The 14,363-nt window shown below is 67.6% G+C and carries 10 protein-coding genes and 3 riboswitches; of the genes, 3 read left to right on the top strand and 7 right to left on the bottom strand.

The features are described 5' to 3' along the window. Positions 1-23: 23 nt before the first annotated feature. From METFAM1_RS0113515 to METFAM1_RS0113505, 3 genes are all read right to left on the bottom strand, one after another. Positions 24-590, bottom strand: coding sequence for a YggT family protein (locus tag METFAM1_RS0113515; protein WP_019915863.1), 567 nt, complete (start codon positions 588-590; stop codon positions 24-26). A gap of 52 nt (positions 591-642) precedes the next feature. Then, positions 643-1,455 carry a pyrroline-5-carboxylate reductase gene (proC, locus tag METFAM1_RS0113510; RefSeq protein WP_019915862.1) on the bottom strand — a complete coding sequence of 271 codons (813 nt, stop codon included), beginning with the start codon at positions 1,453-1,455 and terminating at the stop codon, positions 643-645. An 83-nt stretch (positions 1,456-1,538) separates the two neighbouring features. After that, positions 1,539-3,542, bottom strand: a complete 2,004-nt coding sequence (locus METFAM1_RS0113505; protein WP_019915861.1) for a reprolysin-like metallopeptidase — start codon at positions 3,540-3,542, stop codon at positions 1,539-1,541. 75 nt (positions 3,543-3,617) lie between these two features. Continuing rightward, a riboswitch (cyclic di-GMP riboswitch) is annotated at positions 3,618-3,705 on the bottom strand. A 298-nt stretch (positions 3,706-4,003) separates the two neighbouring features. Between METFAM1_RS0113505 and METFAM1_RS0113500 the strand changes: the two genes are divergently transcribed. Then, entirely contained in the window at positions 4,004-4,630 is a 627-nt protein-coding gene (locus tag METFAM1_RS0113500; RefSeq protein ID WP_019915860.1) for a hypothetical protein, read from the top strand. Between the two features lie 281 nt (positions 4,631-4,911). Here METFAM1_RS0113500 and thiC read toward each other — a convergent pair whose 3' ends face one another. Next, positions 4,912-6,837, bottom strand: a complete 1,926-nt coding sequence (gene thiC, locus METFAM1_RS0113495; RefSeq protein WP_019915859.1) for a phosphomethylpyrimidine synthase ThiC — start codon at positions 6,835-6,837, stop codon at positions 4,912-4,914. 49 nt (positions 6,838-6,886) lie between these two features. After that, a riboswitch (TPP riboswitch) is annotated at positions 6,887-6,993 on the bottom strand. Positions 6,994-7,109: 116 nt separating this feature from the next. Between thiC and METFAM1_RS0113490 the strand changes: the two genes are divergently transcribed. After that, positions 7,110-8,624: a carbonic anhydrase gene (locus METFAM1_RS0113490; RefSeq protein ID WP_019915858.1), complete on the top strand. Its 1,515-nt coding sequence runs from the start codon at positions 7,110-7,112 to the stop codon at positions 8,622-8,624. An 88-nt stretch (positions 8,625-8,712) separates the two neighbouring features. Here the strand turns inward: METFAM1_RS0113490 and ahcY are convergent, their stop codons facing one another. After that, entirely contained in the window at positions 8,713-10,122 is a 1,410-nt protein-coding gene (ahcY, locus tag METFAM1_RS0113485; RefSeq protein WP_019915857.1) for an adenosylhomocysteinase, read from the bottom strand. A gap of 73 nt (positions 10,123-10,195) precedes the next feature. Further along, positions 10,196-10,293: riboswitch (S-adenosyl-L-homocysteine riboswitch) on the bottom strand. A gap of 126 nt (positions 10,294-10,419) precedes the next feature. Between ahcY and METFAM1_RS0113480 the strand changes: the two genes are divergently transcribed. Then, positions 10,420-11,889: a C13 family peptidase gene (locus METFAM1_RS0113480; RefSeq protein ID WP_019915856.1), complete on the top strand. Its 1,470-nt coding sequence runs from the start codon at positions 10,420-10,422 to the stop codon at positions 11,887-11,889. Between the two features lie 9 nt (positions 11,890-11,898). Here METFAM1_RS0113480 and METFAM1_RS0113475 read toward each other — a convergent pair whose 3' ends face one another. Both METFAM1_RS0113475 and METFAM1_RS20405 read right to left on the bottom strand, forming a co-directional pair. Then, positions 11,899-12,279: a hypothetical protein gene (locus tag METFAM1_RS0113475; RefSeq protein WP_020647593.1), complete on the bottom strand. Its 381-nt coding sequence runs from the start codon at positions 12,277-12,279 to the stop codon at positions 11,899-11,901. 1 nt (position 12,280) lies between these two features. Then, a complete protein-coding gene (locus METFAM1_RS20405) occupies positions 12,281-14,359 on the bottom strand; it encodes a protein kinase domain-containing protein (protein ID WP_024300699.1) in 2,079 nt (692 codons plus the stop codon). Positions 14,360-14,363 lie beyond the last annotated feature (4 nt).

Here is a 14,363-nt window from a genome sequence, read left to right as displayed (position 1 = left end):
TTTCCGCCGCTTCGGCGGCGGCGTCAGACCAGCAGGCCGAACAGCTGCCGCGACAGCGCGTCGATCAGGTAGAGCACGATCTGCAGGATGAGGATGAGCACCAGCGGCGACAGGTCGACGTTGGCGATCGGCGGCATCACGCGCTGTATCGGCTGCAGGAAGGGGCGGGTCAGCGCGTTCATCATGCTGCCGATCGGATTGCCCGGCGACACCCAGCTCATCACCGCGGAAATGATGAGCACGATGATCAGGAACCACACCGACAGCCGCGCGATTTCGATCACGCCGCGCAGCAGCGCGAGCGGTATCAGACCGTCGGCACCGATGCTGCCGTGCAGCAGCGCGCCGACCAGGATCAGCGCCACCTGGATCAGCCAGGCGACCACCAGCGTCGCCATGTCCAGTCCGAACATCGCCGGTATCACGCGCCGAGCCGGCAGTACCGCCCAGTCGGTGGTCTGGATCACGAAGGCGCCGATCTGGTTGCGGAAGCTCACGCGCGCCCACTGCATGTAGAAGCGGGCCAGCAGCAGCGTGGTGATGAAACTGGCGACGGCGTTGAGGACGAGCAGGGTCAGGTCGGTCAGCATGGGTTCGTGTCGTTGTCGTATCGCGTGAAGACAGTGTTGGCCGGGCGCCGGTTCAGGCGGCGCCGAGCTGGTCGCCCAGTTCCGCGCCGCGCGCGGCAGCGGCGGCCAGCGCACGCACGATGGCGTCGCCGACGGCGTCGGCATTCATCGACTTCAGTGCCGCTTCGGTGGTGCCGCCCTTCGACGTGACGCGCTCGCGCAGCGTGGCCGGCGATTCGGGGCTCTGTGCCGCCAGCGCCGACGCGCCGGTGAAGGTGGCGATGGCCAGCTCGCGCGCCTGATCGGCGGTGAGCCCCAGTGCCTCGCCGCCGCGCACCATCGCCTCGATGAAATAGAACACGTAGGCCGGGCCGCTGCCGGACACCGCGGTGACGGCGTCGATCAGCTTCTCGTCGTCCACCCACACCGTACGGCCCACGGCCGACAGCAGCTCTTCGGCGCGGGCGCGTTCGGCGTCACCGACCGATGCGTCGGCATACAGGCCGGTCACGCCGCGACCGATCAGCGCCGGCGTATTCGGCATTGCACGCACCATGCGCGCCCGCCCGCCGAGCCAGCGACCGATGTCGCTCGCGCGCAGGCCGGCGGCGATGCTGAGTACCGTCTGTCCGTCGATCAGAGGCGCAATGCTGGCGCACACTTCGCGCATCTGCTGCGGCTTCACCGCCAGCACCAGCAGGTCGCAGCCGGCCGCACTGGCGTCCAGCGCCTCGACCGCACGCACACCGAATTCGCGCGCCAGCCGGTCGCGACCGTCGGCCTGGAGTTCGACCACGGCAATGTCGGCAGCGATGGCGCCGCGCTTCAACATGCCGCCGATCAGCGCGCTGGCCATATTGCCGCCGCCGATGAAAGTGATCCGCATCAGACTGCCCCACAGAAAGTTGACCCGCACGTCGGGTCGCAGGGCGCTATGGTAACCGCGCGAGCCGTACGGACGCCGGATGCTCAGCGCACGACGAAGTTCTTCTTCTTTTGCGCGGCCTTGACTGTCGTCAGCAAGAGATTCGCCGGGCGCACACTGCCGACGGTCGGCTGCGGCGTGATGACGCCGCTCCAGCCCCAGGGCACGGTGCAGGCGTAGGCGCCCGTGCGGCCGCTCGCGGTGCAGGTCGCGCCATCGGTTGCGCTCATCGTGACGTTCGCAAGCGGCCTGCCGCCGCGCGAGATGGTGCCCGATACCTGATAGCTGGTGGGCACCGTCGTCGACCGCCATGACGACACCGCCGCGCGGTTGTTGCTCAAGGCCTGGGCGTTGTGTGCGCTGGCCGGATCGGTGACCGGAACGCCACAGGCGAAGCTGCCGCCACAGTCCGTCAGATCCGGGTTGGAGAAGCGACCGATCACCGGCGAGATGTAGCTCATGATGGAGCCGAAGCTTCCGCTTCGGCCGTGACCGAAGGCGTAGGGGTGGCTGCCGCTGCCCCCGCCCTGGCGCGCGACCGTAGCGCGATCGTGCATCAGGCCCATGTTGTGGCCGAGTTCGTGGGTGAAAGTGTAGTCGGTGCAGTAGTAATAGCTGCCGGCCATGTCACGGCCGTCGCTGACCACGGAGTATGCGTAGTTGCCGTAGTAGGCAATGTTGCTGCCGTTGTAGCCGCCGACGTAGCCCACGCCGCAGCTGCCACCCTGTGCCGTCATGTAGAAGGGGCGCACGACGGCGACCAGATCGGCGCCATACTTCTTGCGCAGTGCCGGCACCGTCCTGTAGGCGCCGGTACCGCGCGCCAATGCGGACAGGGTGGTCGAATTGCTGGTGGTGTCGCTGTCATTCACCTGCGCGCTGGCGACGAGGCGCAGACGCATCGGCACACCGCTGTCGACGTAGGCTTGATTGGCCAGCGCGACCAGTTGGGCGATTCGTGTGCCGAATACGCTGCCGTGCTTCTTCTTGAAGCCCGGCGTATAGAGCACCAGCAGATCGATCGTCGTTTCGCTGCCGTTGGCCGCGCTGCCGCTGCCGGCCGTCGTGGTGCCAGTGGTGCCCGCATCCGCCGCGGCCGAGGTGCCGCCCATCGCCGTAACGCCACCGGCTGCTGCAGGTACATCCTCGCCCACGGCGTCGGCATGCTCGGATTCGAATTGCGACAGTCCGGAGCGCACCGGGTCGACCAGCCATTGCGTGCCACCGCTATCTACCAGCATCAGTTCGCCAGAGGGCGTCAGGATGTTGCCGACACTGCCGTTCGGCCCAGACGTGACGATGACGCGGAATTCGCTGCCGTAGTCGGCCAGATGGCCGACCCAGGTCGTGGTGTCGGCATCGCCGGCATCGGTACGGTCGTAGCGAACGCGATAGTCACCGTGCTCTGGGATCGACAGCGTCACGTTCTCGCCCGGCTCAAGTGCTGAAAGCGCGACCAGATTGAAGCTGACCGGATGGGCGACATCAGCCGGCCGACGTGCGGCGCGCGCTTCGGGGCCCTGCGTGCTGTCGTCCGGCGTCACGCTGTCGGCGCTCAGGAACATCGAAGGCAGACCATCCAGCGCAACGGGATTCGCTGCCGCCGACAGATCGGGACCCATCAGTTGAGCGCCGTCCACGTGGCCCAGTACGAAACCGCCGTCTGGAGTGCGGATGACCCCTGCGGCCAGTTCGCCATCGATGCGCAGCCGCACCGCGTATTGCCTGCCGGCGGTGTGGTGACCGATCCACTGCAGGCCGTCGGTGCCACCCAGCGTCGAATCGAACACGACGTCGACATGATTGCCGTCGGGCAGCGCGAACCGGAGCACTTCGCCTGGCTGGGCTGAGCGCAGGCGTGCCACGTCCAGCCGCACGGGCCACATGCCACCCTCGGCTCCGGACGTCGGCAGCGGCTGCATCACCGATACCGCTGTTCCGGCCGCCGGCAGCGCGCGCGGGGAAGCGGCAGCAGGGGCTGCCGACAGCGCGAATGCGCACATCAGTGCGGTGCAGACGGGGGATGCGGCGTGGCGCAGGGCGATCATCGTGAAACTCCGGCTCGGATGTCTGTCGTGTCGTCACCGTCTGGCGCGCCCCGGACCTGCATCGAACAGGAGGGAACTGGCGGCCCCGCCGTCATCCCGCGTGCGCGGATTAGACCGGTGACTTTGCGTCCCCGCCTTTCGGACGGGTTTGCCTTTTTTCAGCTTCGCCGGTGTTAGCGGCAAACCGCCGACGGAGCTTGAATGTGCGCCAGCATGTTTCGTGATGTGAGTCACAAAACATGCTGGCGCACAGTGGGGTTATGCTTTTTCACTGTGATGCATAGAGGACTCATCACATGCAGACCCAGAGCACGACCCCGAGTGCATGCAGTAGATCCGGTGAACTGCCTGGCGACCAGATGCTTTTCGCCATTCGCGACAGCGTGGCGAGCTCCGCTCCATTCGAGCATCTGTACATGCGAGAGGTATTTTCTCCAAGGTTCTATTCAAGGCTTCTGGCCATGATGCCGGCGCGCGACCGTTTCCACGAGCTGCGTCACAAGGATGCGATGCGTGCCGACGGCAGCAGCGCGCGACTGCGCATGTACCTGTATCCGGAACAGCTTTGGCGCTTGCCGGCCGAGCAGCGCGCAATGTGGACGGCCGTATCGCGCACACTGCGTTCGCGGGCGTTGCAGGACGCGTTCAAGCAGAAGTTCCGGCATTCGCTCGAAACCCGCTTCGGCTGTTCCATCGGCCAGCTGGATTTCTATCCGATTCCCATCCTGGTCCGTGACCAGCCGGGCTATCGCATCGGCATTCATGCCGACGTGCCGGCCAAGGCGATCACCGTGCAGTTCTACCTGCCGCGGGACAGCGCGCAGCGCCACCTCGGCACCGTGTTCCACCACGGGAGGAGCGGTCCGGACGCGGAGCGGACGGTGGCCATGGATTTCATGCCGGCCAGCGGCTACGCCTTTGCTGTCGTCGAGAAGGAAAGCTGGCACAGCGTGCGTCAGACCACCGAAGCCGACGGCGAGCGTGTGTCCATCATGCTCACCTACTATGTGCAGGACACGCCCAGGGCCTGGTTCAAGCGCCGCTGGGACCGTTTCCGCAGTTTCTTCGGCGTGGGGCCGAAAGGCTGAGCGGAGATGTGACAGGCCCTCGGGTACTGCCGTGATCGGTGGGAGCTCGCTCGCGATAGCAGCCTGAAGCGGAGTCGGTGCCTGTGATGACCGCCCCGTCGCGGCCAAGGCCGCTCCCACGAGGTTCGCACCCGACCCGTGGCCGGAGCTGGATTCTGTGGGAGGGGTCTTCTGACCCCGACAGCGGCCTGCAGCGAAGCCGGCGGACGGCGACGGCCTTGTCGCGGCCAAGGCCGCGCCCGCAGGGCCGCTCTCACAGAGCAGAGAGGCGGCCCTCCGCCTCACACCTTCTGATAGATCTCCGCGCCCGACTTCACGAACTCGACCGCCTTCACTTCCATGCCCTTGGCCAGCGCCTCGTCCTCGTTGAGGCCCTGCTTGGCGGCGAAGTCGCGCACGTCCTGCGTGATCTTCATCGAACAGAAGTGCGGGCCGCACATCGAGCAGAAGTGCGCCACCTTGGCTGACTCCTTCGGCAGCGTCTCGTCGTGGAAGCTCTTGGCCTTGTCCGGATCGAGGCCGAGGTTGAACTGGTCGTCCCAGCGGAACTCGTAGCGCGCTTTCGACAGCGCGTTATCACGGATCTGCGCGCCCGGGTGACCCTTGGCCAGATCGGCGGCGTGGGCGGCCAGCTTGTAGGTGATGATGCCTTCCTTCACATCGTCCTTGTCCGGCAGCCCCAGATGCTCCTTGGGCGTCACGTAGCAGAGCATGGCCGTGCCGTACCAGCCGATCTGCGCCGCACCGATGCCGCTGGTGATGTGGTCGTAGCCCGGGGCGATGTCGGTGGTCAGCGGGCCCAGCGTGTAGAAGGGCGCTTCCTTGCAGTACTCGAGCTGCAGGTCCATGTTCTCCTTGATCAGGTGCATCGGCACGTGACCCGGCCCTTCGATCATCACCTGCACGTCGTGCTTCCAGGCGATGTCGGTGAGCTCGCCCAGCGTCTTGAGCTCACCCAGCTGCGCGTCGTCGTTCGCGTCGTAGATCGAACCCGGACGCAGACCGTCGCCCAGCGAGAAGGCCACGTCGTAGGCCTTCATGATTTCGCAGATCTCTTCGAAGTGGGTGTAGAGGAAGCTCTCCTTGTGGTGAGCCAGACACCACTTGGCCATGATCGAACCACCACGGCTGACGATGCCGGTCATGCGGTTGGCGGTCATCGGCACGTAGCGCAGCAGCACCCCTGCGTGGATGGTGAAGTAATCCACCCCCTGTTCGGCCTGCTCGATCAGCGTGTCCTTGAAGATGTCCCAGGTGAGCTCTTCCGCCTTGCCGTCGACCTTTTCCAGCGCCTGGTAGATGGGCACGGTGCCGATCGGCACCGGCGAGTTGCGGATGATCCACTCACGCGTCTCGTGAATGTTCTTGCCGGTGGACAGATCCATCACCGTGTCACCACCCCAGCGGATGGCCCAGGTCATCTTGTCGACCTCCTCGTTGATCGAGGAGCCGAGGGCCGAGTTACCGATGTTGGCGTTGATCTTCACCAGGAAGTTGCGGCCGATGATCATCGGCTCGCTTTCCGGGTGATTGATGTTGTTCGGGATGATGGCGCGGCCGCGGGCGACTTCGGAGCGCACGAACTCGGGCGTGATTTCGGCGGGGATCGACGCGCCGAAGCTCTGGCCCGGGTGCTGGCGGGTGAGCAGCTTGGCCATCTTCTCGCCGGTCGGGCCGGTCGCGCGCAGGCTCTCGACGTAGGCGGCGCGGTTCATGTTTTCGCGGATGGCGATGAACTCCATCTCCGGCGTGATGATGCCCTGGCGGGCGTAGTGCATCTGGGTCACGTTGCGGCCGGCCTTGGCACGGCGCGGGTGGCGGTGCAGGTCGGGGAAGCGAAGGTCGTCGAGCGTGCTGTCGGCTGCGCGGATGCGGCCGAATTCGGACGAGAGGTCGGTGAGCTGTTCGGTGTCGCCGCGTTCCTCGATCCAGCGGGCGCGCAGCGCGGGCAGGCCGCGACGGATGTCGATCGAGGCCTTGGGGTCGGTGTAGGGGCCGGAACAGTCGTAGACGAAGACCGGCGGGTTCTTCTCGCCGCCGAAGCCGGTGGGCGTATCGGCCTGGGAGATTTCGCGCATCGGCACGCGGATGTCCGGGCGCGAGCCTTCGATGTGGATCTTGCGCGAGTTGGGCAGCGGCGCGATCGCCGCTTCGTCCACGTGTGCCTGGTCGGCGAGGAAGGTGTGCAGGGGGTCTTTGGCGTTCATGGAAGCTCCTGTGCTTGCAGCGTCGGCGCGGGGAACGCCGGCTTCCATGTCGAGAAGTCGCCCGTTTCCCTACGCCGGCATGATCCGGATCAGGTGTTGAGGGTGTGTCTCAGCCGGCTGCCATGCTTCAGGTCACCGGCACCCCTAACGTGTGCATCGCCACGGTAACCCGCCCGCGACGGCAACGCAAGGCGTGCCGTTCAAGCCAACGGGCCCCTCTGCCGTAGACCGGTCATCGCCCGGATGCGGGCAGAGCCTGAACGAGACCGGACATGACGCAGCTTTCCATCTTCCGACCGACCTTGATCGCGCTGGCGATCGGCTGCGCCTGTGGCGCGGTGCAGGCGGCCGACTGGCACACGATTTCGACCGACCGCGGCAAGAAGATCGAGATCGATCGTGACAGCGTGCTGCGCGCCGAGGGCGGCAAGAAGGTGGCCTGGGGCCGTCTGGTGCTGACCGAGGCCGACGCCGAAAAGACCGGCTACGCGATGGTGCAGGCGCTCAACCGCTACGACTGCCAGAGCCTGCGTTTCGCCACCATCAAGCGCGTCTATCTCGACGCCAACCAGAAGATCCTGCGCGAGGAGCGCACTGGCTCGGACAGCGAGATTTCGTTGCTGCCGGGCACGCTGGACGAAAAGCTGTTCCGCGAAGTGTGTCAGCCGCCGGCCGCCGAAGAACTCCGTCAGGTGGCCGAACAGGCTGGCCGCGCTGCGCGCACCGCCGCCAACGCGGGCGATCTCGGCAAGGTCGAGCGCACCGAAATGGTGAACATCAAGCCCGATCTGCGCGAAGCCGCGGCACAGGCGCGCGAGGAAATGAGCAGCGCGAAGAAGCCTGCAGGCGCTGCGGGCAAGCCGGAGGCGGCGAAGGCTGAGGCCGGCAAGGCCGAGCCGGCAAAGGTGGCCGATGCCGGCGCGAAGAAGCCGGACACCCACGACGCCGCGCCGGCGGCGACCAAGCCGCCGGTGATGCGCAGCGAAATCCCGTTGCCGCCGCCGGCTCCGAAGCCGCGGCCGCGCCCGGTCATGGCCGCCGTGGCGCCGACTGCACATGCTGCGCCGAAGAAGCCGGCGGTTGAGGCTACGCCCGTCGCGCATGCGCACGGCGACATCCACTGGAGCTACGAGGGCGAATTCGGCCCGCAGAACTGGGGCCGGCTGAAGCCGGAATGGACGAAATGCGCGACCGGCCAGACGCAATCGCCGATCGACATCCGCGACGGCATCAAGGTCGATCTGCCGCCGATACAGTTCGACTACCGGACCACCTATTTCACCGTCGTCGACAACGGCCACACGGTGCAGGTGAATGTCGGCGAGGGCAGCACGATCACGCTGGTCGGCAAGCGCTACGAACTGGTGCAGTTCCATTTCCACAAACCGGCGGAAGAGCGCGTCAACGGCAAGACCTATGACATGGTCGCCCACCTGGTGCACAAGGATCTGGACGGCAATCTGGCCGTGGTGGCGGTGCTGCTCGACCGCGGGACCGAACATCCGTTGTTCAATACGCTGTGGGCCTACCTGCCGCTGCAGAAGAACGTCGAGTCGCGCCCGGACGTGAGCATCGATCTGGCGAAACTGCTGCCGGAGAAGCGTGACTACTACACCTATATGGGTTCGCTGACGACGCCGCCCTGCTCGGAAGGCGTGACCTGGCTGGTGATGAAGGAGCCGCTGCAGCTGTCGCCGGAACAGATCGGCATCTTCGGCCACCTGTACCGGAACAATGCGCGGCCGGTGCAGGCGGCCAACAGCCGCCTGATCAAGCAGTCGCGCTGATTCGCAAAGACGCAAAAAAAGGCCATCCCGCGGGATGGCCTTTTTCATTGGCGCGACCCGAGGGGCGCGCCAACCGCGAACCGGACACTCAGTAGCGGTAGTGGTCCGGCTTGTACGGGCCTTCCTTCTGCACGCCGATGTAGCGGGCTTGCGCGTCGGTCAGCTCGGTCAGCTGCGCGTTCAGCTTCTTCAGCTGCAGGCGCGCCACCTTCTCGTCGAGGTGCTTGGGCAGCGTGTAGACGCCGACCGGGTACTTCGAGGTTTCGGTGAACAGCTCGATCTGCGCGATGGTCTGGTTGGCGAAACTCGACGACATCACGTAGGACGGGTGGCCGGTGCCGCAGCCAAGGTTCACCAGGCGACCCTTGGCCAGCAGGATGATGCGCTTGCCGTCGGGGAAGATGACGTGATCGACCTGCGGCTTGATCTCTTCCCACTGGTACTTCTCGACCGAGGCGACGTCGATCTCGTTGTCGAAGTGGCCGATGTTGCAGACGATGGCCTGGTCCTTCATCTTCGCCATGTGATCGTGCGTGATCACGTGGTAGTTGCCGGTGGCGGTGACGAAGATGTCGGCGTGTTCGCAGGCGTAGTCCATCGTGACCACGCGGTAGCCTTCCATCGCCGCCTGCAGCGCGCAGATCGGATCGACCTCGGTCACCCACACCTGGGCCGACAGCGCGCGCAGCGCCTGCGCCGAACCCTTGCCCACGTCGCCGTAGCCGGCGACCACGGCCACCTTGCCGGCCACCATCACGTCGGTCGCGCGCTTGATGCCGTCGACCAGCGATTCGCGGCAGCCATACAGGTTGTCGAACTTGGACTTGGTGACCGAATCATTGACGTTGATGCCGGGGAAGGCGAGGCGGCCTTCCTTGTGCATCTGGTACAGGCGGTGCACGCCGGTCGTCGTTTCTTCGGTCACGCCCTTGATGTGCTTGATGCGCTTGGAGTACCAGTTCGGGTCGCGCGCCAGCGTGGCCTTGATCGCGTTGAACAGGCAGATTTCCTCTTCGCTCGCCGGGTGGTGCAGCGCGGTCGGATCGGTTTCGGCCTTGGTGCCCAGGTGCAGCAGCAGCGTCGCGTCGCCGCCGTCGTCCAGGATCATGTTGCTGTAGCCGCCGTCCGGCCATTCGAAGATGCGGTGGGTGTAGTCCCAGTACTCCTCCAGCGACTCGCCCTTGACCGCGAACACCGGTGTGCCGGCGGCGGCGATCGCGGCGGCGGCGTGGTCCTGGGTCGAGAAGATGTTGCACGAGGCCCAGCGGACTTCGGCGCCGAGCGCCTCCAGCGTCTGGATCAGCACGGCGGTCTGGATGGTCATGTGCAGGCTACCGGTGATGCGGGCGCCGCGCAGCGGCTGCTGCGTCGCGAATTCCTCGCGGATCGCCATCAGGCCGGGCATTTCGGTCTCGGCGATGGCGATTTCCTTGCGTCCCCAGTCGGCCAGCGACAGGTCGGCAATGACGTAATCCTTCAGTTCGGCGGGTGCATTCATTACGGGCTCCTTTTGATGCGGCAGGCGGTGTCTCACCTGCCATCCGCGGCCGGATTGCTGCCCGGGCGGCGGGTTCAGGTGAGCGCCGTTGCAAAAGTGCCCGCGACCGTGACGGTCTGGCGGGGTCCGAGCCTGGGGGCCTTGCGGCACCTTGCAGCGCTCCTCGGAAGCTTTGGATTATAGCGTCGCGTCCCGCGTCTGCCGGGTGAAGTACCCGGTTTCACGTTCAGCGCCCGTTACAGAGTGCGGCAACGGATAATCCGTTCCCGACCTCCGCACGATTTACGGCATCCGACGATGGAACTGGAACCGACGCCACCCCGCTCGCCTCTGGCCGACCTCGCCCGCAACCTGGGCGCCGGTCTGCGCGCTCTGCTGCTGTGGAAGGCCGCGCCAGCACTGCGCGCCGGCGCGGCGGCCTGGATCGCGCTCGAACTGCTGTCGCTGGCGCTCGATTTCGGTTTCGACTTCGCGAGCGCCGGTCCGGATGGCCGGTTCATGGCCGACGCGCTGGCCGGCAAGCTGTTCCACCTGCCCTGGCTCATGCTCGCCGTGTGGGCGGCTGCCCGTCTGGCCGGCCGTCCGGAGGCCTGGCTGCGTGGCGTGGTCGGCATGGCGGCGCTGTGGATCTGGCTGTCGCTGCTGTGGAATGCGCTCGCGCTGCTGCCGGCCGAGGTATGGGCGGAACTGGGCGATGCGGTGACGCTCGTCTGGTGGGCTCCGGCCGCCTGGGGGCTGATCGCCTCGGCCGTGCTGCTGGGCGAGGTGTTCGACGCGAAGCCGGCGCGGCGGCTCGGCATGCTGGCCATCGTCGGCCTGTGCTACCTGCTGCCGACCGCGATGCTGGGCACGCAGATGCCGCTGTGGGTGGCGACGCAGACCGATGACGACGACGCCGAAACGGCGCGCTGGCAGGCCGCCCGCAGCGAAGCGCTGATCTACCGCCAGCCCTTGCTGCTGACCGAAGCGATCGCGCGCGTCGAGCCGGGCGAAGCGGGGCGGCCGGAACTGTTCCTGCTGGCCATCGCCGGTCACGGCGCGCAGGACGTGTTCCTGCGCGAGGTGGACAAGGTCGAACGCCTGTTCGCCGAGCGCTTCGGCACCGGCGGGCGCAGCATCGTGCTGGCCAACAACCCGGCCACCGTGCTCGACCGGCCGCTGGCCACCGTTAGCGCGATGGAAGCCAGCCTGCGCGCGCTCGGCGAGCGGATGAACCGCGAAGAGGATGTGCTGTTCGTGTTCCTGACCTCGCACGGCGCCGAGGACCACCGCTTCGACCTCAGCCTGTGGCCGTGGGAACTGGAACAGCTGACGCCGCAGCGCCTCGGTGCCCTGCTCGACGCGGCCGGCATCCGCCACCGCGTCATCCTGGTGTCGGCCTGCTATTCGGGTGGCTTCGTCGGGCCGCTGGCCGGGCCGGATACGCTGGTCATGTCGGCGGCGCGCGCCGACCGCAGTTCGCACGGCTGTTCGCACGAAGCCGACTGGACCTTCTTCGGTCGCGCCTTCTTCGACGAGGCATTGCGTGAAACACCGTCCTTCACCGAAGCCTTCGCCCGCGCCCGCGCCGCGGTCGGCACGCGGGAAGCGGCGGAGGGGCTGGAGCCGTCGGAGCCGCAGATCGCCGTCGGCGAGGCGATCAAGGCGCGGCTCGATGCGATGGTCGCCGACTGGCCGCGCACGCTGCAGGCGCAGCAGGGTGGTGACGCACTGCGGCCGGCCGACGCCGCGACCGCGTCGTCACCGTGCAGCGCGGCGCGCTGCTGAGCCCGCCGTTCAGACGCCGCTGCTGAACCACCACCAGCCGCCGGCCGCGAACACCGCGATGACGACGGCGATGGCGATGTTCCGCTGCAGCGGATAGCGCTCCAGCTTCACCAGCGGCGTGCGGTAGGAAATGTAGAGGAAGCCGCCACCGAACAGCGCCAGCACGGCCAGCAGCGACCAGCGGTTGCCGGTGCGCGCGGCCAGCCGCAGCAGCGTGCCGCAGACCAGGATGAGCGCGAAGTAGCCGAACAGCGACAGCGGCGTGATGCCGGTGCACGAGCGCCCGCCGCATTCCGGACACACGGCCGGCGCCTTGGCGCGGGCGGTCAGCTTGATCAGACGCGCGATGGTGTCCCGCCCGCAGTGCGGGCAGCGGTTCATGGCTGCCATATCACTTGCCGGCGAGGAAGGCGGCGCGCTGCACCGGGTCGGGGATGTCGCGCGACAGCTCGTCGAGCAGCGCCTGTTCGTCGCTCACCCGCTTCAGCGCGCGGCCGACCAGGATGCGCGCCATCGGCCCGATGCGCCGGGCCAGACGGTGTTCGATGTCAGCGATCAGCGCGTCGTCCAGCGGCCGCGGGCCGAACGCGCTGCTGCGCGAAGTGGTGGTGAGCGGTGCGCTGCGGCGCGAGGCGCTGACCGTGTCGATCGACGCGCTGCGCACCGTCGACGACACGCCGGTGGTGCCGGCGATGTGCCGCTTGGCCTCGATCAGGAAACCGGCGCGCTGCGCGTCGCCCGGAATGTGCGTCGCCAGCTGTTCGATCAGCAGCACCGGGCTGGCCACCTTGGGTCCGATGCGCGTCACCAGCACGCGCGCCATCGGTCCGATGTGGCGGGCGAGCAGCGCTTCGAGCACCGGCGTCAGCGCGTCCTGCGCCAGGCCGGGCTGGGCATCGTCGACGCGGCGGGTGATGCCGCTGCGCGCATCCAGTTCGAACACCTCCTGGCTGCGCGAGGCGATTTCCGCGCGCTGGCCGGTGGCGTGCAGGCCGACCGGCGCGCCGCTGCCCAGCGCCGACACCGTTTCGAAATAGGCGCGCGACACCAGCACCTGACCGGCGCGCGCCAGACTGGCCAGCGTGCGCGCGGCATCGAGGCCGTCGCCGTGCACGTCGAGCGCGCCGGTGCCGGCGCGGGTCACCCGCACCGGACCCAGATTGATGCCCTGGCGCAGGCCGCCGCCCTCGTCGCCGAGATCGAGCGCGCGCAGCCGCTGCGCCACCACGCAGGCGTCCTCGGGCTGGCCGAGCAGGCACAGCGCGGCGCCGTCCTCGGTGTCGTGGATGAGTCGGCTGTCAGCGTCGACCGAGCGCGCGGCGCGCGCCAGTGCGTCGTCCAGCTCAGACTTGCAGGCCAGCCGCTGCGCCGTATCGAGATCGACGCTGCGGTCGATCTGCGCGTACAGCACGCTGCAGACGATGGTGCGCCGCTCTTCCGACGCGCCGCTGGCGCGCACCGCCGGCGCCGGCGGCGTGCCGGACGCAAGCGGGCCGCGCGCCGCCGGCACTGGCATGAACACGCGGCGGAAGTCGGCCACGCTGCGCGGGCGCCGGGTTTCGTGCGGTTCGAGCGCCCAGTCGATGGCGCGCAGCAGCGAAGCGCCGAAGGTGGCTGCGTCGGCGGCCTTGGCGGCCGGCCGCAGCGGATCGTTGTGCACGCGGGCGGCCGATTCGACCGGGCGCTGTCCGGTCACCAGCCAGTACATGACGGCGGCCAGCGAGTAGATGTCGGTCCACGGCCCCTGATTGCCGTGCGAGTGGTACTGCTCGAACGGCGCGAAGCCGGGCGTCACGATGGCGGTCAGCGTGTGCTCGGTGTCGTGATAGCGGCGCGCCGCACCGAAGTCGAGCAGCACCGGCGTGCCGTCGTCGCGGATGCAGATATTGGCCGGTTTGATGTCGCGGTGCAGGAAGCCGCCGTCATGCACCACCTGCAGGCCGTCGAGCAGCGGCTTGACGATGGCCAGCAGTGTCGTGCGGTCGATCGCGTCGTTGCGCTCGCGCACCCACTGGTTCAGCGTGCGCCCCTGCACGTAGTCCATCACCATGTAGGCGGTGCCGTTGGCTTCGAAGAAGCGGCTGACGCGCACGATGTTGGGGTGACGGAAGGTGGCCAGTGCGCGCGATTCGTCGAGGAAACGGCGCAGGCCCTGCTCGAACATCTCGACCGCCGGCCCCGCCCGAGGCAGCACGCGCTGCGCGTCGCCGCGCACCGCGATGTCGGTGGGCAGGAACTCCTTCACCGCGACCTTGCAGTCAAGCAGCGTGTCGTGCGCCAGATAGGTCAGGCCGAAGCCGCCGCCGCCGAGCAGCGATTCGATGCGGTACTCGTTCAGCGCCCAGCCGACCGGCAGCGCTCCGGGGCTGGCGTTGGCCGTCGGCAGAAAGCCGCTGCCGGCCAGCACGTCCGAGTTCACGCTGTCTTCGGTGAACGCCTCGTCGTCGTCGCCGAAAGGAGTGGAGCTCACGCCG

Source organism: Methyloversatilis discipulorum, assembly GCF_000527135.1.
In the GTDB taxonomy this organism is placed as follows: domain Bacteria; phylum Pseudomonadota; class Gammaproteobacteria; order Burkholderiales; family Rhodocyclaceae; genus Methyloversatilis; species Methyloversatilis discipulorum.
This window is presented reverse-complemented; position numbering and strand designations above follow the sequence as displayed.